This window comes from Nonomuraea sp. NPDC050153 (assembly GCF_044460125.1).
Lineage (GTDB): Bacteria > Actinomycetota > Actinomycetes > Streptosporangiales > Streptosporangiaceae > Nonomuraea.
Genome location: NZ_JBITJQ010000014.1, coordinates 84,485 through 102,659 on the forward strand (window position 1 = coordinate 84,485; position 18,175 = coordinate 102,659).

The 18,175-nt window shown below is 62.5% G+C and carries 13 protein-coding genes; 4 read left to right on the forward strand and 9 right to left on the reverse strand.

Annotation, left to right across the window (positions count from 1 at the left end; genetic code table 11):
* The first annotated feature begins 147 nt into the window (after positions 1 to 147).
* From ACIBQ1_RS30915 to ACIBQ1_RS30930, 4 genes are all read left to right on the forward strand, one after another.
* The gene (locus ACIBQ1_RS30915; protein WP_397282817.1) at positions 148 to 744 is read left to right on the forward strand and encodes a hypothetical protein; all 597 of its coding nucleotides are present in this window, start codon (positions 148 to 150) and stop codon (positions 742 to 744) included.
* On the forward strand, positions 741 to 1,865 hold the full coding sequence (locus ACIBQ1_RS30920) for a peptidoglycan-binding protein (RefSeq protein ID WP_397282818.1): 1,125 nt from the start codon (positions 741 to 743) through the stop codon (positions 1,863 to 1,865). The genes ACIBQ1_RS30915 and ACIBQ1_RS30920 overlap by 4 nt, the downstream gene beginning before the upstream one ends.
* Positions 1,862 to 3,868, forward strand: a complete 2,007-nt coding sequence (locus tag ACIBQ1_RS30925) for an ATP-binding cassette domain-containing protein (protein WP_397282819.1) — start codon at positions 1,862 to 1,864, stop codon at positions 3,866 to 3,868. The genes ACIBQ1_RS30920 and ACIBQ1_RS30925 overlap by 4 nt, the downstream gene beginning before the upstream one ends.
* Positions 3,869 to 4,172: 304 nt before the next feature.
* A complete protein-coding gene (locus ACIBQ1_RS30930; protein ID WP_397282820.1) occupies positions 4,173 to 5,732 on the forward strand; it encodes an alpha/beta hydrolase in 1,560 nt (519 codons plus the stop codon).
* A 727-nt stretch (positions 5,733 to 6,459) separates the two neighbouring features.
* On the opposite strand, the gene ACIBQ1_RS30935 is transcribed toward ACIBQ1_RS30930, so the two are convergent.
* From ACIBQ1_RS30935 to ACIBQ1_RS30975, 9 genes are all read right to left on the reverse strand, one after another.
* On the reverse strand, positions 6,460 to 6,867 hold the full coding sequence (locus ACIBQ1_RS30935) for a hypothetical protein (protein ID WP_397282821.1): 408 nt from the start codon (positions 6,865 to 6,867) through the stop codon (positions 6,460 to 6,462).
* Between the two features lie 2 nt (positions 6,868 to 6,869).
* Positions 6,870 to 8,021 (reverse strand): hypothetical protein, encoded by a 1,152-nt coding sequence (locus tag ACIBQ1_RS30940; RefSeq protein ID WP_397282822.1) that lies wholly within the window; start codon positions 8,019 to 8,021, stop codon positions 6,870 to 6,872.
* A gap of 3 nt (positions 8,022 to 8,024) precedes the next feature.
* Positions 8,025 to 8,264 carry a hypothetical protein gene (locus ACIBQ1_RS30945; RefSeq protein ID WP_397282823.1) on the reverse strand — a complete coding sequence of 80 codons (240 nt, stop codon included), beginning with the start codon at positions 8,262 to 8,264 and terminating at the stop codon, positions 8,025 to 8,027.
* A 516-nt stretch (positions 8,265 to 8,780) separates the two neighbouring features.
* Positions 8,781 to 9,698, reverse strand: coding sequence for a hypothetical protein (locus tag ACIBQ1_RS30950; protein ID WP_397282824.1), 918 nt, complete (start codon positions 9,696 to 9,698; stop codon positions 8,781 to 8,783).
* The gene (locus ACIBQ1_RS30955) at positions 9,695 to 10,792 is read right to left on the reverse strand and encodes a DUF262 domain-containing protein (protein ID WP_397282825.1); all 1,098 of its coding nucleotides are present in this window, start codon (positions 10,790 to 10,792) and stop codon (positions 9,695 to 9,697) included. The genes ACIBQ1_RS30950 and ACIBQ1_RS30955 overlap by 4 nt, the downstream gene beginning before the upstream one ends.
* 1,114 nt (positions 10,793 to 11,906) lie before the next feature.
* A complete protein-coding gene (locus ACIBQ1_RS30960; RefSeq protein WP_397282826.1) occupies positions 11,907 to 12,596 on the reverse strand; it encodes a hypothetical protein in 690 nt (229 codons plus the stop codon).
* The gene (locus tag ACIBQ1_RS30965; protein WP_397282827.1) at positions 12,589 to 13,155 is read right to left on the reverse strand and encodes a hypothetical protein; all 567 of its coding nucleotides are present in this window, start codon (positions 13,153 to 13,155) and stop codon (positions 12,589 to 12,591) included. The genes ACIBQ1_RS30960 and ACIBQ1_RS30965 overlap by 8 nt, the downstream gene beginning before the upstream one ends.
* A 213-nt stretch (positions 13,156 to 13,368) precedes the next feature.
* Positions 13,369 to 15,918, reverse strand: coding sequence for a DEAD/DEAH box helicase (locus ACIBQ1_RS30970; RefSeq protein ID WP_397282828.1), 2,550 nt, complete (start codon positions 15,916 to 15,918; stop codon positions 13,369 to 13,371).
* Positions 15,919 to 15,931: 13 nt separating this feature from the next.
* On the reverse strand, positions 15,932 to 18,016 hold the full coding sequence (locus ACIBQ1_RS30975; RefSeq protein ID WP_397282829.1) for a site-specific DNA-methyltransferase: 2,085 nt from the start codon (positions 18,014 to 18,016) through the stop codon (positions 15,932 to 15,934).
* Positions 18,017 to 18,175 lie beyond the last annotated feature (159 nt).

The window sequence follows — 18,175 nt, forward strand, 5'->3', positions numbered from 1 at the left end:
TTTCGGCAGCGTTTCATCCGCAGGTCAACGGCCGGTGAAACCATGCCGAAACCGCTGGTCCCCTACAAACAGTCGCATCCCCTCATGCACGCGTGCCCTTTGCGGCTGTCGGAACGTGCAACCAACCCAGATGTAAGGGAGAGCGATATGCGAAGCGTGGTCGATGCCGGTATCCGCGGAAAAGACCGTGTGCGGCGGGGTGGTGCGCTGGCCGGGCTGCTGGCCTGCGTCGCGTTGGGCGCCGTGGCCTGCGCCGGCAGCGAGGGTCCGGCCAGGACCGTGGCGTCCGTGGCGCCTCAGGTGGGCGGCACGGCGTCCCAGGCCGCGACCGACTCCAAGGGGGACGCGCTGGCGTTCGCCAAGTGCATGCGCGCCAACGGCATGCCGGACTTCCCCGATCCCAAACCCGGGAAAGGGCCGGCCTTCTCGCCGGAGTTGGTCAATTCCCCGCAGTTCAAGGCGGCTGAGAAGAGCTGCAAGCAGTTCCAGCCACCGGCCCCGGCCGAGCCGCCCGCGATCGAGGACTCCTGGCCGGTGTCGGACAAGCTCAAGTACGCCAAGTGCATGCGGGAGAACGGCGTGCCGAGCTTCCCTGACCCCGACGACAACGGCGGATTCGTCTTCCCGCAGAACGGCACCGTGGATCCCGCCTCTGAGCAGTTCGAGAAGGCGGAGCAGGCCTGTAAGCAGTACCAGCCGCAGAACATGCCGAAGCCGGGGGAGATGAAGGGCGGCATGTCGTGAGTGTCCCCCAAACGGTGGACGCAGGTACGGCGAGTGCGAAGGGCCGCCGCCGGCTGGGCCCGCTCGTGGCGGCCCTCGCAGGCGGGGCGTTGATCGCGTCCGGTGCGTGGTTCGCGCTTTCCGGCCCGTTCGCAGGCAGGGCGGCGGACACGCCGGCCCGGCCCGCGGCCGCCACGGCGCTGGCGCAGGTGGCCAGGGGCACGCTGTCGGCCAGGACGATGGAGAACGGCACGCTCGGCTACGCGGGCGACTACCAGGTGGTCAACAAGGCAGGGGGCACCGTGACCGGACTGCCCGCCGTCGGCCAGGTCATCGGCCAGGGCAGAGTGCTCTACCGGGTGGACGGCAAGCCGGTGGTGCTGCTGCGCGGTGAGGTCCCGGTCTACCGCGACCTGTCCTGGGGCACGCAAGGCGTCGACGTACGGCAGCTGAACACCGCCCTGGTGGATCTCGGATACGCCACCGACGACGAGATCGACCCCGACTCCGACTACTTCGGGCGGCAGACCTATTACGCCGTCAAAGAACTGCAGGAGAAGGTGGGGCTGGCGGAGACCGGCAACCTGGCGCTGGGCCAGGCGGTGTTCGTGCCCGCCGGGCGCATCCGTATCACCAAGATCATCGCGGTCCCCGGTGGCATGGCGGCAGCGGGTTCCGTGGTAGTGCGGACGTCGTCGACAGCCCGCGAGGTCACCGTCGAGCTGAGCGCCAGCCGCCAGTCCGAGGTCGCGACTGGCGACAAGGTGACCATCACGCTGCCCAACGGCAGGACCACCCCCGGCGTGGTCTCCTCGGTCGGCAAGGTGGCCGTCAAAGCGGACAGCGGCACCACCGTCGACGTTCGGATCAGACCGCTCAAGCAGCGGGTGACGGGACAGCTCGACCAGGCGCCCGTGCAGGTGTCCATCGTGACCGACACGGTTGAGGACGTGCTGTCGGTGCCGGTGAACGCGCTGCTGGCGCTGGCCGGCGGTGGCTACGCGGTCGAGGTCGTAGCGGCGGACGGCGGACATCGGCTGATACCGGTGAAGACCGGGTTGTTCGACGACAGCGCCGGCAAGGTCGAGGTCGCCGGTGACGGCCTGACAGCCGGCCAGAACATCGTGGTACCGGGCACATGACCGGCGTTCAGGCGGCACCACGGCCGCTCGGCGACCGGCAGGATGGCGAGCCGGTGCTCCGGATCGACCGGGTGACCAAGATCTATCCGGGTGCCACTCCGGTGGTGGCGCTCGCCGAGGCCACCTTCACGGTACGGCGCGGCGAACTGGTCGCCATCGTGGGCCCGTCCGGCTCGGGCAAGTCGACCCTGTTGCAGGTGATGGGCACCCTGGACCGGCCCACCTCCGGAACCGTCCGCATCGTGGGCGACGACGTAGCCCGCATGCCCGACCGGGCGCTGGCCGGGCTCCGCGCCTCCCGGATCGGGTTCGTCTTCCAGCAGTTCTTCCTGGCCCAGCACGCCACCGCACTGGAGAACGTGGCCGACGGGATGCTGTATTCGGGCGCCCGGCACCGGGCGCGGACGCGAGCCGCCGCGAACGCCCTGGAGAGGGTCGGGCTCGGTCATCGCCTCCACCACCGGCCGCCGCAACTGTCGGGTGGTGAACGGCAGCGCGTGGCGATTGCGCGTGCGCTGGTCGGCAACCCGGACATCGTGCTGGCCGACGAGCCCACCGGCAACCTCGACAGCGTCTCCGGCAGCGCGATCTTCGCGCTGTTGCAGGAGCTCAACGCCGAGGGTGCCACCATCTTCGTGATCACCCACGACCGCGAACTGGCCGCGCGCCTGCCCCGCCGCATCGAGGTCCTCGACGGCCGCATCGTCGCCGATACGGGAGCCGGCACGGGAGCCCGCAGAGAGGCCGGCACGGAAACCGGCACAGAAGCCGCCGGACCCGGAAAGGGAGCGGCCATGACGAGCCCTCACCACACCGGAGCACCCAGGCGGCTGCATTCGGCCGACCTGGCGCGCATCGCGGGCGTCGGTCTGCTCTCTCGCCGCATGCGTGCCGCCCTGTCTGCCATTGGCATCGCCATCGGCGTCGCCGCGATGGTGGCGGTGCTCGGCCTGTCGGCCTCCTCACAAGCCGGGCTGCTGGCCGAGATCGACAAGCTGGGCACCAACCTCCTGACCGTCACCCCCGGCCAGACCATGGGCGGCGCCGACGCCAAGCTGCCCATGGACGCCCCGGCGATGATCGCGAGGATCGGCCCGGTCGACATCGTCGAGCACACCGGCAAGGTCGAGGCGAACGCCTATCGCAGCCCGCACATCCCCAGCTTCAACACCAACTCGATCACTGTCCACGCCGCGAGCCTGAACCTGCCCGCGGCCGTACGCACCACTGTCGCCCAAGGCCGCTACCTCAACGCCGCCACCGCCGCGCAACCGGTCGCGGTGCTCGGCTCGGACGCCGCCGCCCGCCTGGGCATCGCCTGGATCCACCCGGACGCCCGCATCTGGGTCGGCGGCCAGTGGTTCTACCTCGCCGGAATACTCCAGCCCGCCGCCTTGACCCCCGAGATCGACTCCTCGGTGCTGGTCGGTTACCCGGCCGCGCAGAAGTACCTGAACTTCGACGGCCACCCCTCCACGGTGTACGTGCGCACCCAGACCGACCAGGTGAGCGACGTGCAGAAGGTCCTCGCTGCCACGGCCAACCCGCACAGCCCCGGCGAGGTCAGCGTCAGCCGGCCCTCGGCCGCCCTGGTGGCCCGCGCCGCGGCACAGTCGGCGCTCGACGGCCTGTTCCTCGGCCTCGGCGCCGTCGCCCTGCTCGTGGGCGGCATCGGAGTGGCCAATACCATGGTCATCTCCGTACTCGAACGCCGGTCGGAGATCGGGCTCAGGCGCGCGCTCGGCGCCACCAAGGGACACATACGGCTGCAGTTCCTGTCCGAGGCGATCCTGCTCGCCACGCTCGGCGGGGCCGCCGGAGTGACCATCGGAGTGGCGGCCACCGCGGTCTATGCCCATGTCAAGGACTGGGCCACCGTGGTGCCGCCGCTCGCCTGGGCCGGCGGGCTCGGCGCGGCCATGGCCATCGGCGCCCTCGCGGGACTTCTCCCGGCGCTGCGTGCCGCCCGCATGCAGCCCACGGAGGCACTCAGAACCGTCTGAACCCATCGCCCGACCATCACCCGGCGCCGCGGACGAACAGTGCGGCGCCGGGCATCGGCATGCCCTGTGACCAGGCAGAACATGCCGGAAGACGATACCGTGCCGAAACCGCCGGCTCGCTAGAAACATGGGTCATGACGAACGACCCCCGCCACGCCGGCCGCCCGCCGCCGCCGTACCCCGTCCTCGGCATCACGGGTGAGCACCCCCGCAACCTGCGCATGATGCCGCCCCCGTTCGTCGAACTCCTCCTCAAAAGACGAAAGGACTCCCTATGTGGCCTCGAATCAGGGAAAGTCATTCTTTGACCAGACCCCGCACCGATCCCTTGACCGCCCTTCTCGCCACCGCGTTGATGCTGGCGGCATCGGCGGGCACCGCCGTCCCGGCCCACGCTGCCGCGAAGAGCAAGATCGACTGGCATGCCTGCAAGGACGCCGAGGGAGCGGTCGAGTGTGCGACCATCAAGGTGCCGCTCGACTGGTCCAAGCCGCGCGGCCAGACCATCGAGATCGGCCTGGCCCGCCGCAAGGCCACCAAGCCGGGCGCCCGCATCGGCTCCATCCTCATGGACCCGGGCGGCCCGGGAGTCTCCGGTGTCGACGAGCTCAAGCGGAAGCCGAACCTGTTCACCTCGGCCGTCAGCCAGCGCTTCGACGTGATCAGCTTCGACCCGCGCGGCGTCAACACCAGCACCCCGGTCAAGTGCTCCACGGAGTTGCTCACCCAAGCGGATGAGGCCAAAAGGCAGGCCGGCCGGAGCGCGGCCGACTTCGCCGCCCTCAGACGAATCAACCAGAAGCTCAGCCAGAACTGCCGCAAGCTCACCGGCCCCCTGTACGACCACGTCGACAACCTGCACGTCGTCCGGGACATCGACGCCATCAGGACCGCCCTGGGCGAGAACAAGATCACCCAGGTGGGGTACTCCTACGGAACCCTCATGATCCAGCAGTACGCCGAGAAGTTCCCCCAGCACGTGCGGGCCCTGGTTGCTGACGGCAACGTGGATCGCAGCCTGCGAACCGCGTGGGACTTCTTGGATGGCCAGACCGCGGCGATGGAGAAGAACTTCGTCCAGTGGGCGGACTGGTGCGACGAGACCTCCGACTGCGCCCTGTACGGAATGGACGCCAGGAAGGTCTACGGTGTCCTCCGCGAGCGTGCCAAGAGCGGGAAACTGGTGGACCCGACCACTGGTGTGAAGGTCGACTTCGACATGCTGACCGGCAGAGCCTCGGCCGTCAGCGGACCGGAGTACTGGAAGGACCTGGCCAGGATCTTCAAATCGCTGTACGACGGCACAAGTTCGTCTTCACCTTCACCCTCGCCTTCGACGACGACCACGCCGCAGCAGCCCAAGCTGCCCGAGGTGATGACCAACCCGCGACAGGCGATGTGGTGCCAGGACTGGACCTTCGAGATCAAGAACTACTCCGAGCTCAAGAGCCACATCGCCCGGCTGTCCAAGCGGTACCCCAACATCGAGTGGAACCCCAACGCCACCGCCGGCGCACTGGACTGTGTGGGGTGGCAGGGCAAGACCACCAACCCCCAGAAGCCTCTGCAGGTGAAGGACGGTCTGCCGCTGGTCATGATCGGCAACATCAATGACCCCATGAGCGTGTACGCGTGGTCCAAGAGCTCCGCCAAGCAGAGCGGTGCGTCCCTTGTGACCTACGAAGGGTTCGGGCACACCATCTACCCGTCCACCGTCGCATTCGGGCCGAGCACGTGCATCAACGACGTGATCGACGCCTTCCTCATCGACCTCAAGACCCCCGATGAGGGCGTCAGCTGCCCGGCCATCGAAGTACCGGGTGAGGGCACGAGACCCGCACCTATCCCTGGCTCGCCGAACTGACCCCCTGCCTTTAGCACGCTGCCGGGGAAGCCGATCTCGGCCTCCCCGGCAGCGCCGCAGCACTTTCCACCAGGTGGGGATCCGCCGATACGGGTGCCGCAAATCACCGTGGCACCAGCCGCCGAACAGGGTCTGAGCGAGGAAACCAGCTTCCACTTCCACTTCGACCCGCGCCCTTGGCCGTTCGACGGCCGGGCGGCCCGTTGTGCGGCGGGGACGCATTCGTCGACAGTCAAGCGGAGCGGCTGACGTCGAGTAGCCGGGCGATGGAAGAGAGCTGCACTCGCAGATCTCGATGACCATGGACGTCTACACCCAGATCCCGAGCCCCTAGACGCGCAAGGCGCTCGACCGGTTGAACAAGCGTCTGACTACCGAATCAGACGGTTGACCTCGGGGGTGTTGCTGCACAACGCTGCTGTACGGGCACGAAAAAGGCCCTCTGGGATGATCCCGGAGGGCCTTTGAGCTGGAGCGCGGCCGACAGGAGTCGAACCCGTAACCTTCTGATCCGTAGCCAGTTCGAGATCGTCCACGGAGATCTACCGCTGTCGGAAGTGCCTGCTCGGCGGCTTCTTCAGCCTGATCATCTTCCAGGGGCGTACGCCGGTGTCCAGGGGCGTTGTTAGCATCGGCGTTAGCAAGATCCGCGGCTGGTGGCTTCCTGGTGGCGGCGTGTGTCGGCATGACAGCGACCAAGAGCCGATGACCTGTCCGAAGAGACTCGTCAGTCGTCGAAGCTGGCGATCCATTCATTGATGAACTTTGACGCCTCCTCGGCGGTGACGACATCGCTCCTGGGCGCGGGCCCGAGGCTGTCGGTGAGCAGTTCTGGCGATACGGGTTCCCCGGCGACGACCAGGTAGCACGATAGGCCCTCACTCATTTGACGTGACATCGAGGAGACGAACGCATCGCGGCGGTACCTGTTACAGAGCAACAGCAGGTTCTGCTGTTCCAGTTCTGCTCTCAGGTGTCGCAAGGCGTCTTCGAAGTCGATCGACGAGTGAACCCTGATCGGCGAAGCGCTTGCGCGATTCAGCCGTAGCTCGTACGTCTCGCCATCGGTCTGTGTTGTCACCTGGCAGGGCAGAAGGGATTCGTCCGCCAAGTTGACCAACTCGAGGTCGTGCATGCTCACCTCGGCACGTAGTGGGGGTTCGGAATCCAGACGTCGTCAGCGCTTCCGTACTTGCCCGGTTTCCAGGCTCCTCTGATCTGCGATGGATCGATCCGCTTGAACACGACCTCCTGCTCGCCTCTGAGGTGTTTGAAGCCGGGGCCGTACTTTACTTCCATGCCGTTTCCGCGGTCATCGATCTCAAAGATGTATCCCTTGTGCCCGACGGCGAACCCCCTGGCCACGTTCTTGCTCTTCGAGGCGGCGATCAGGCCGTTCTCGCCGGAGAGATGCTCTTCGATGCTCATATCCGGGTCGCGTGCGGTCATACCGTTCTCGAAGATTCTGTCCAGTGTCCGGCCGTCTCCCCGGAACAGCGGTGGTGCCTCCTTCCCCTTGAGCTCGAAGCGCTCACCGTAGTGTGAGAGCTTGGCCGACGGCGTGGGCTTTATCACGCTCTTCGCCGCCTTGGCCAGGGCACCCACGGCCTGTTTGGTTCCGGAGACTGCGCCGCTGGAGCCGGCCGTGGTGATGGCTGCCACGATGTCCGGGATGAGGCGACCGAATGCTCGCTCGGGATTGGAGGCCCAGGTATCCCAGTCCAGCGCCGACTTGGCGAACTCAGCCGGGTTCTGGATGCCGTAGAGCAGGCCTTGGGCCATGTCATTGACGCTGCGTTGCCAGCCCATGAAGTCGACGACTGCCCGAGTGGGAGAGTAGTCGACCACCATCTTCCCCATGCCGGCCACGCTCTCCACCGTGCCCTTGACCGCCTCCGTCAGCGAGTCGCCGGAGTTCAGGTTCGGGTCGAAGGTGGCCTGAATCTGCTGGCCGACGCGATCCCAAAAATCTCCTGTTGTGGGCAGAACCGCTCCGGGAGCGAATACAGAGTCGTCGACCGAGATCGGCGGCTTGCCCGCGCCGAACAGCTCCGGCTTGTCCAACTCCATACGCTCCAGAAGCAGCAACCGCTTATTGATCTCAGGCCCCTGGGTTCCAGCCCACGCCGCCACTCGACGGATCGTGTCGGCTGAGCCGGTCGACAGCCAAGCCCCACGTAGCAAGTTCCACAACTCCCCACCGATGGAGTCCAGCGATGATTCGGCCTGGCGCAGCGCGTCCTTCAGGCTGCGGACTCCCTCAGGGACCATGCCCTCCAACTGGCCCATGGGTTAGCCGGGGCTGTCGGCCGGCGTGCGGGCTAACAACGCCCGGAGTTCGTCGACCACGCCTGCGCAAGCCCCGATGAGGGCTTGGCGCTGAGCGGTCAGTTCGTCGGCGAAGCGTTGTGCGGCCGGGCCGGTCCAGACGTTCTGCGCCATGAGCGCGATCGCCCGGTCGAGACCGGGCCTGGCTTGATCGGTGAGTTGCTCGGCTCGGCGTAAGGCCTGTTCCACTTGCTCCCGGGTCATACGTGACTCCTTAGGGTGCGACGATCAAGCTTCGGACCAGGGCGTTAAGGCCATTGGACTGCGCTCCACTCACCGCAGCAACCGAATCGTCGGGATTGGTCTGAAGTGTCAGTTGATGCGACGCATCGCTTTAGGAGTCAGGTTAGCCATGAACCTCAAAGTAGCCGGTGACCTGGACGAATACGTCCGAGATCTTCTCCTACTTGAGTTTGGGAAACGCATTGGGAATGATCGCGGCGAGCGACAGATTGGTCGATCGGTCAGTTCTCTGAAGGTCGACGAGCGTGACAGCTGTGGGGAAGGGGCGCTGGCGCGTTGAGCCGTTCAGCGTGGCTCGACAGTGGCGGTGCTTACCTGTGCTGCCAGTGCAGACGTTGAGACCATGTGAGGCCTGCAAGGGTTTCCGTTCGATCGAGCCTGCGCGCCGTTGAACCCTCAACCGGTACGCGGGTGGGAGGAGCGCCTCACCACGAGACTCATGGTCGATCGTGGCCAGCTACCAGGAGCCGTGCAGTTCTATGGAAGATCCGGGTAAATCCAGTCGATAACTTGCATAGATGTATTCTGCACAATCACTACTTCGAGCTTGCCTTTCGAAGCAAGAATTGCATTCTTTATGACGAGTTCCCTGTCCGGACCGACATGTGCCGCCCTGCTCTTTCCTTCGAGAATCTCAGCCCACGTTGCCGCGCGCTCTCTCGCAAACCTGAATGAGATCCTGCCTGGTGTCATCCATTTGTCGTCGCCAAAGAATGAGGAATTTGCCAGATTTATCTGATTGGCGGATATCGAGATCAGGATATCGATACTCATTCCGAGTGTCTGCAGCTGGTTGGGGACAGCTCTGATCCAGAGATTGGAGACTTGATACGAGGAGCTGTGTGCACTCAGATTCCTTTCGCGCAGCAACCCCACTAAAGTGAGCCTCGGGTCAGGTATATGAAATCCGGTACGACGAGCGACCTCTCTGATCGTCTCCCACGGCTTCTCAACATGAAATAAGCGGAGAGTTCGCTGAACGTCTTCCGCATTCATGTTGCTCCCTTCCCATTCCCACATCAACGGCGAAAGACGAATTGGGCCGGAGTTGGCCGCTAGACTCGCGCCTACTGAGGCAGCGAATGCCACGGCCGCCTGGACGTCCATCCTGGCCCGTCTAGCTTTCGAATTAGCTACGCTAAGCAAATCCAGCGCAGATGCCCTTTGCAAGTTTTCGGGTAGATCGGAAAAATGGGCAATGCCGCTATTGATGTGATCTGCGATTTCAATAAGTCGGCTCGAAATAAATGCCTCGAGCAAGTTATAGCTGACGATAGCAAGCCCTCGGCGAAGGAATTCTCCGACTGCATCGTTTCCGCTCACTAGTGGCGTACCTAGAGATTTCTGTAGTGCCCCAACTCCGCTCAAAAACTCCCGCCGGGCATCACCGCTCACGATGCACCTTCCAGAAGCTGGTTCAAGCGTCGGGACATCTCGGTTACCCTAGAATACAGCCGACCTGGGGTGTTGGTCCCGATCCTAACTGCTTCGTCGAAGGATGGTTTGTTGAAGAGGGCATCGGCGGCGCGTACTACTTCAGACCTTCTCCTGACGAGAACCTCGTGGTTAGCTTGGCCAATCTCGTGGAGAGCAATCATCTGTGCATCATAGAGTCCTGCAAGCGCTTGATCTCTCCCAGGTCTCTTGAATGCTCTCTCTCGCCAGATCGCCTCGGCTGCAATAATGCAGCTATTGAACTGTTGCTTGTATGACTCTATCTTCTCGGAGGTTGTGAACCTATTGCTGGACATAAAATCATCCAAGGCGCCTCGCAGATCCCCGCGAAATGACTTCCATGAATTGACGAGAGCGAGAAATCTCAGGACATATTCGGCATCGACCATCTGCCGATACCCTGGAGAGCCTGGGGGCACAACCTTAAACTGCTTCCTAAGAAATTCATTCTCTCCAAGCTCGTAAACCAGGTCGTTCAGCGGACCTCTGTAAGCCACATTGCGGATCTCCTGAGTGTTGAGAATCTCGCCACCTGTGTTGAGGCGCAAGAATACTTCATGCTTCAGATCTGGATCAGATTGGCGGAGAAGTGTGGTTGTTCGAAGAGACTTCATGCCAAGTGCATTGCGTATCTCAATTGGAAGCTGACTGTACCTGAGGCCGTTTAGTAGTGGCTGTCGCTCGAGCCCGCGAAGGACGAGTTCGTCTTGGAAGAATAAGGCGATTGACGTTAGCCGTTGCTTGCCATCGATGACCGCATAAGTGCCTGGCATAGCGGAATCTTCGGCCAAAAAGACCGGTGGCACGGGTATATTTGAAAGGAATGACTCGATCAGCAGAGACTGTTTTTCTGCATTCCATCTATCGCGGCGCTGGAAGTTCGGAGATATATCGATTGCTCCGCCTTCCACAAGATTTGCCAGCGTTAGCAAACCTTGATCGGCGACTTCAAGAACGGAGGCCGACTGTGCCTTTCGAAAATCCTCGATTGCCTTATTTCGATTTGAGTCATTGAGCTTTTCGGAGTCAGCCATGAGGCCACCCAATCCATATAGCTAAGCGCATCCTAACGGTAAACAGTGTAGCCAGGCTGGCCGTTAGAGTCCATCGGTCTAGTACACGGTTCGTTGTGCTTCGTACAACGAGACCGTGGGGCGAGCATCAGACGAGATGTGAAAAGGTGCGGAATCAGGCAGCATTTAGACCAGACCGGACGGAAGGGACTGCAATACCTGGCCCCAGCCAACCTATCCGCTTGGCTGCCGTCTCTACGTCAGCGTCGGAGCTAGGAATTCTCGCCGACGCTCCAGACGAGGGTTGTGCGGTCAGCCGGCAGGATACGGCTACGCTTCGAGAACTGCTTGAGGACGAACACCGGGACCCCTCGGGGATGCCTAGCTCTTTCCGCACCTCAGGCGAAGGCATGCGAGCGGTTACCTCCGCTGCGGGCTCTACGGCTACTCGTTCAACAGGCACCTGTGGGCGTACGTAAGAGTCTTCATGCTTGACTGTGATTCAGCCCCTCGCTGCGCAGCACCCCGAGCGCCTGGCGTGTCCGAGCTCGTACTGCTGCATCAGTCGTGTCTCTGAGGGAAGTGCCTGACCAGGCTTCAGCCGTCCGCGCGTTCTCTCGGCTGCCTGCCGCTCCGCGTGGGTACCCAACGCATCGGCCGCTGTGGGAAGGCATGGCAAGAACCGGCCGCAGATGATCGGTGACGGCCGTACACGCCCGGACACATAACGAAGCCCTCGACTGGCGTTTCCGCTGGTCAAGGGCTTCTTCTATCAGGTCGAACCTGGTGCCCCTGGCAGGCTTCGAACCTGCGGCATCCCGCTTTCGGAGAGCGAGGGTGGAATAACTCGAAAACCTGTGTTGACCTGCTTAAATGCCTAGTGTGGCTTGTATCGCTTGCTTGATCATCCCTGCATATCGCGCCGCGGTGTCATAAATCTGCTTGCAAACAAATGACGATGGCAGCCGCGACCGATGCAGACCGGATGACCTGGGTGGTACCGCACTCTAGGCAGGAGCAGAGCTCTCGCATACTCCTTGACCTGGACTAAAAATTCCGACATCCGCAAGATCGTCAGTGATGCAACGACGGTTTCAGGGTCGATCCCTGCTCCCATAGCGGATTCTATAAGCGGTCAGATAGGAAATCTCGGGTCGTACTTGCTGAGATAGAACTTGAACGCATCACGGATCTTCGAGCGTAGGTTCGGGATTGACCTACTGCCTGGAACAGCTTCGTCTTCCCAATGTCTGTTCTTATGGCCAAAGTACCGCCTTACGGATGGGGTTGAAATGTTCGCCACGAAGGTGGGCCTAGCGTTTGACGCTAAGTCGGAGACAAGCCCCTGGAATCCGCGTGCAAGCCCCAGGCTCAGGTGGCTCGTGGTATAGAACTTGCATTCCATCGCCAGTGCGCAACTCTTTGACCGTGGTGCAACGCGTCCGCTGCGGCAAAGGTCGGCTTCATCCTTCTCGAGGACGAGGACATCGCACTCGTGAACTACGCCCGAGTTGCCCTGAACTTGAACACCTATATGTACCTCCAGGGGCGGCGCTACCTGACCAAACGTGATCACCGCGTGTGTATACGCGTGCGTAGTGGAGTAAATTTGGCCTGGATTCGTACGGAAGACCAGTCGCGTCGTGCGCTGTCCCTGCACAGTCTCGTAACGCACCGTGCCCCCACAATCCAGCGCTTCGGCTACGATGAGGGCGAATATGTACCCTTCATAAACGTCCCACGGCGCGGAGGAAGATCCGTACGACGTTGTTACTCCGGACAGGTATCCGTTGAGCTCCCGGAGTAGATCATTGATGTCAGCCATGGCCCACCTCTTCGCCGAGTAGTTCAAGTACACGAAGCACCGATTCGTCCAGGTCTTCGCCAGCGAAGCCGACAATGAGTTGATCACTTAGTACTGTGAGGTCGTCTGACACGGCAGGCGCTCCTTCGTCGCGACGAAACTCGATACCCTCGACCAAGGGCGCATCTATTTCGGGCGCGTGAAGCAGCTTTACCTGTTCCCGGTGCACCCGGGGAAGGTCAACGAGGAGCCTTTGGATTGCCTCCAACAGAACACGGACTCGGTCTGACGCCGATAGGGGGCTGGTGGAGATCTGAGCCTTTGACATGTCGATGCCAGAAAACTTCTCCACCTGGTACGACCCACGCTCCTCGTAAGCGCGAAGAGGGGTTTCATCGGGGACATCGAAGATCGAACCTGTGTGTCCAGTAGTTCGTCGTGTGCGACGTCGTCGAGATTTGACGGTTACCACTTCAGCATGACCGGCAGAGATTGCATCATCGACCTGTTGGAGCACCCACGCCAGGCCTGCCTCGGCAAGCATCGTTCTAAGCCGAGACTCCAACTCTTCCGGATCCATAGCGCGATACTCCTTCCACGTTGGACTCGGTCACATCGGTAAAGCCCATCACTACACAATCCTATGCTCGTCGCTGTCGTCATCCTGCAGATATCCCGCGCCGGGTGCGGCGGGCAACCACAGCCATCCGGTGGCAAGCGGACCCGGAGCGCAGGGCCGCCAAGGCCCGAGCACCGGAAGCCGCGCGGCAGACTGCTTCAACGCAACGGCGCGTTACTGACCGAAGCCTTTCAAATGCTCCCAGGAGCCCTGGGCGTCCTCGATGTCCTGTTCGCCGACCAGAAGGTAGCTCCACGTGGCATCGACCTCTTGCGCGGAGTTAGCTGTCCGTGCCCACTTGCGTGCAGCACGCCGCTTCGCCACAACCTCTGCCGAGGTCATGTCCTTGTCAGCCTTGACCTCGACCAGCCAGCCGTATCTTTTGCCGTCCTTCTGTTCAATGACGACAAGGTCAGGGTTATAGCGCTGCCCTTCCGAGGTCCAGGTGATGGGAACGTCGTTGATGTGGAGCCGGGCCCACACAACGATGTCCTTCCCCGCCTCGATGGCGTTGGCCACCTTGAACTCTGGCTCGGAGTCAAACCACGCGTGGCTGTAGAGGTTCTTGCTCCAGCCGTTGAAGGCTAGCGCCTTGTCGAAGGAGCCATCGGCATGCCCCGCGGTCTGCATTTTACGGGTCTCACGGGTGTTACTGAGGGCTACTAGCTTCACCTCGTCTTCATAGCCGACCTGAGGCCTGCTGATGTCGCGGAGCGTCCTCGTAACTTCGGCGGCGAGCCGCTGTCCGCAGCGGTCGAAGAAGGCCGAAAGGGTTTCTTGCGCCTGGTTCCCCATCGCGTCGATGACCTTCTCTACGATCTGTTGCGCTGCTCCCAACTCCAACGGCCGGTTCTGCACGCCCTTGACGGACATCACTCTTTTGACGAGAGCGGTACGCGAAGCCTCCAATGGGATGTCCAATGGAAGCGCGGCGGCCAGCCTGTCCGTAGTTGCTTCCGTCGTCACGACAGCCTTACGGCCGTCATGCTTAGCGACGATCTTCGTTCGCCTTAGCTCATCGGAGAAATCCGTGGTGAGCGTACGGCCGAGCTGTGTAAATGGACCGAGATCATCGATGTCGTTGAGGCTGACCACTGCCGGCAGGGGAACGGAGATCAGGTCGGGGATGTGAATCTGTTCCCGGTCAGGAAGCGGATCGTAGCGGTGCACCTGGGAGGTCTTCTTTGCCGCATCTTCGGCTTGTTGGGTCCGTGTCTCCACATCCACGACCCCGGCCAGCCCATCGGCTGAAGCGGGCTGCGTTCCTCCATCCAACAGGAAGCTCCCGGAAGGCTCGCTGCTGGACTGGATCCGCGCACCAACAAGATCATCCCTTGTGTCGTGCTCACGACCCGGCGGCGCGATGATCTCGGCGTCGGTTTCCGTGACCTGTTGGCGGACTACGCTTCTGCCGTCTGCCAGCTTACGGATCTCGGCGTAGGTTCCGTAGTCGATGAACGCCTGGTTGAGAACCTTGCGCTTCGCCAGCAGGTCGCTGTACTTCTCGTGCGCGAGAACCTCGAGCGTGTCCAGGATCTCGATGTTCGTGTACTTGCCATAGGGCAGACGCATCCCGCGACCGAGCGTCTGTTCGGTCATGACCTCTGAAACCGACGCACGCATGGACGCGATTACGTAGACGCTTTTGACGTCCCAGCCTTCCTTGAGCATCCCAACGCTAATGATGACCCGAACGGAGGAATCCGGGTTTTCTACTGCTTCCAGGTCGGCCAGTGCCTGCTCCTTGTCCGCACCGGTCAGTTTCGAGTGGACCAGCAGGGTCTTGCCTCTCCAGGCGCCGCCGTCGAAGGTGGTGGAGTCGAGGATCCCTTGAAACTCCTCCGCCTCCTCGATGCTTCGGGCGATGACGAGCATGACGGGGTTCACTAGCGGGCGAGCGCTTTCGTCGCAGTAGGCTTCCGCCGCCTGCGCCTTGTATCGCAGCAGGTTGACACCATCGAGAAGCTTTGTCTGCACGTCGGAGCGGTCATCGCGACGGCCGACCATCACCGGGGTTTTCACCAGCTTGTCGGCGATGGCGGCGGCGAGCGGGTATCGGTAGGCGACCATGGACTCGTCGGCCCTCACGGGGGTAGCGGTCATGCCGACCACGAGTTCGGGCTTCAGGTCGCGAATCGTGCGGGAGAACGCTGGCCCTCGGTAGCAGTGATGCTCGTCTGCGAGGATAACGAGATCATCGAGTCCGGCAAGGTAATCGAAGAACGACATGCCCAGGTTCTCCTGGGGCTCATGCGTCGCACGGCCCTCGCCTGTGGCGGAGGTGAGTGCCTGGACAGTGAAGATGTACAGCTTCGTCTGTGCCGGGTCGTCCATCGCGATCCGGGCCGCCTGGGTGTTGAAGTCGTCGGCGGTGATGACGACCGGGTTGGAGCGGAGCAAGGGCCGCAAAGATTTGGGGTTGCCCGGCGTGAAGTTGCGGATCGACTTGTCGCGGATGGTCCGCCCGGGGGTCAGCAGGAGGAAGTTCCGGGCGGGCGCTTCAGCACCGGCCAAGTACTCCATGAGACCAGCCATCACGTACGTCTTGCCAACGCCTGTGGCCGAGTCGACGATGCACTCGAATGGCTCGGTCTTGCCCTGCACGTCGTAGTGCTCGGAAGTGCGCAGCACTACCGACTCGATAGCCTTCCGGTTCGGCATGCGAAGGTCGAGCCGGTGGGCAACTTCGGCCAGCAGGTCGGGCTGAAACTGCAACTCACCCATCAGGCGTTCCTTCCTAACCCACGGAGGCTGCGGCTTCCCCATCGTCAACGACCTCAACCACCGGAGCCGGGACGAGGCGACCAGCACCGAATGGCGACCTGCGAGCCGATTTGCGACGGTAATTATCAAGAACTTTATCCGGGATCAGCTCGAGCCGTGACCCCCTGCGCGCTGCTTTGAGGGCCTCCGCTGCCCCATCTTCGATCTGGGTCGCCCAGACCTCCACGGCTTCGCCCTCGGCCAGACGATCGAGGATAGCCGCGACCGTTCCCTCGCCGACCATGCCGTCGATCACGATGTAGCGAACGCGACCTTGTTTTCCTGCGAAGATCCCCTCTGGATTGTACGGAACGGACAGCTGAGCACACATCGCCTCCGCCAGTGCCCCCTGCGTGGCCCAGTCTGCCAGGAGGACCATCTCCTGCATTTCTACGAACATCGACTCGCCAACCTGCAGATGTGTGAAACCACCTCCGCCGTGCCAGTTGATGGTCGTAACATTCTTCGTCCTGCTAGCCGCCTTCAAGGCCTTGATCGTGGTGTCGTCGATCTCCGGCTCGGCAACCTTGGCGACCTTTGCGAGCAACCGGTTGAACTCTTGCGCCTCCTCCGGCGTCATCCCCGCAGGAAGACTTCCTTGACCGCCCTCATCATCTGTCGCAGGGACCCGCTCCGTGACGGTGGTGACGCCTCCGGGGTCCTGACCGTTGACGACCTTGGCCAGCCTCGGTAGCGCATATCGGGCCACCGTGTCGGCCTGGAGTTCGCTAGTCACCCAGCGCCGGCTCATCTTGTGAGCAACCGCCGCGGTGGTGCCGGAACCGGCAAAGCAGTCAAGGACAATATCGCCGGGGTTCGACGCTATATGGATGATGCGCGCCAGCAGAGCTTCCGGCTTCGGCGTCGCGAACGGATGTTCATCGGGGAACAGATCTCTGACCTCGTTCTTGCCGCGCAGGTTTCCGCCGACCTCCTTACCTAGCCAGAGCGTCTCAGGGACACGACCGTTGTCCTCCAGATGCTTCTTACGCTGGATACGCTCCTTATACAGGTCGAGCATCACGAGCTCGGGCCAACTCCCAGCCTCGTAGCGGGCCTTCGCCAGAGCAGCCGCCTCTTCCAAGGGAACTGCCAGCATGATTGCTGGGACGCCTGGTTTGACCTTGTCCGCCGTCGTCCCGCAGATTCGCGCGCGCGCCACCTCGTCGCCGATGTCCAGCAGTTCATAGGGGGCGTACTCCGACATCTGCTCCAGCATCCATGACTGGGCCTTACCCCAGCAGCGGCCAGGTGTCGGATACATCAAACCGCCGGTGACCGGGTGTTGGATGGCGTACACCATCGGGTGGTTCGTAGCGGCCTTGCCAGCGGTCGCATCCCCGTCACGCCATGGCACAGGGTCGCCGTCCCGTGACTGGTAACGGCTCGTGTTCGAGGCAGCCAGCCGGGGCATCCGGTTTGGGGTCCAGGCCTCGCTCTTCCGGTAGACCAGGATCACGTCCTGAGAGGTCGACAGCAGCTTCGTGTCGTTCCGGGGAGAGTCCGCCTTCTGCCAGGCGACCTCGGCGACGAAGTTGTTCTCGCCCATTTCCTCATCGAGAACGATGCGGCACCTGTGTGACTCCATATGGTCGAGGTGCACCCAAACGGATCCATCCTCGGCGAGCAGCGGTCTGATCTGGCGGATCCTGTCTCGAAGCAGGGTGAGCCAGATGGAGTGGCCGATATTGTCCTCGTAGTGAGTGAACGCCTGACCGGTGTTGAAGGGCGGGTCGATGTAGACCAGTTTCACCTTGCCGAGATACCTCTCGGCATACGCCGGGATCTTGGCCAGAGCGTCCAGGACATGCATCGCGTCGCCGCTGATCAGAAGGTTGTCATCGGTAGGCCGGGGCAACCTTTCAGGGCGTTCCTCAGGGGTCGGTGCCTCGACACGACCTACCTCGTGGAGAAGCCGAACCTCGGACACGCGGTAGTCCGACGGGTTGACAAACGTGTAGTCGTATCTCCCGTCCCCGGTCGACAGGAGAGTTTTATCCTTGTCGGTCCAGGTAAGTTCGAGACGACCATGGTGCCGGGGTGCCGAGTTCGAGGTCATGCGGCCTTCCCTTGCGGTTCGAAGATGCCCTCCTATTTTGTCTGATGCCCGTACCTCTAAATGCCGGTCCAGCACACCCCGGTTCTGATCACCTCGTACGCTGTCGACTCGCCACGGAGCGGCAGTGGGCCAGTGATGGAGCGTCAAGCTCAGTGTCGC

What these genes read in the sequence shown, in the direction of transcription:
- ACIBQ1_RS30915 (WP_397282817.1), top strand. Translation starts at nt 148, where the DNA reads ATGCGAAGCGTGGTCGATGCCGGTATCCGCGGAAAAGACCGTGTGCGG.
- ACIBQ1_RS30925 (WP_397282819.1), top strand. Translation starts at nt 1,862, where the DNA reads ATGACCGGCGTTCAGGCGGCACCACGGCCGCTCGGCGACCGGCAGGAT.
- ACIBQ1_RS30935 (WP_397282821.1), bottom strand. Translation starts at nt 6,867, where the DNA reads ATGCACGACCTCGAGTTGGTCAACTTGGCGGACGAATCCCTTCTGCCC.
- ACIBQ1_RS30940 (WP_397282822.1), bottom strand. Translation starts at nt 8,021, where the DNA reads ATGGGCCAGTTGGAGGGCATGGTCCCTGAGGGAGTCCGCAGCCTGAAG.
- ACIBQ1_RS30945 (WP_397282823.1), bottom strand. Translation starts at nt 8,264, where the DNA reads ATGACCCGGGAGCAAGTGGAACAGGCCTTACGCCGAGCCGAGCAACTC.
- ACIBQ1_RS30955 (WP_397282825.1), bottom strand. Translation starts at nt 10,792, where the DNA reads ATGGCTGACTCCGAAAAGCTCAATGACTCAAATCGAAATAAGGCAATC.
- ACIBQ1_RS30960 (WP_397282826.1), bottom strand. Translation starts at nt 12,596, where the DNA reads ATGGCTGACATCAATGATCTACTCCGGGAGCTCAACGGATACCTGTCC.
- ACIBQ1_RS30965 (WP_397282827.1), bottom strand. Translation starts at nt 13,155, where the DNA reads ATGGATCCGGAAGAGTTGGAGTCTCGGCTTAGAACGATGCTTGCCGAG.
- ACIBQ1_RS30970 (WP_397282828.1), bottom strand. Translation starts at nt 15,918, where the DNA reads ATGGGTGAGTTGCAGTTTCAGCCCGACCTGCTGGCCGAAGTTGCCCAC.
- ACIBQ1_RS30975 (WP_397282829.1), bottom strand. Translation starts at nt 18,016, where the DNA reads ATGACCTCGAACTCGGCACCCCGGCACCATGGTCGTCTCGAACTTACC.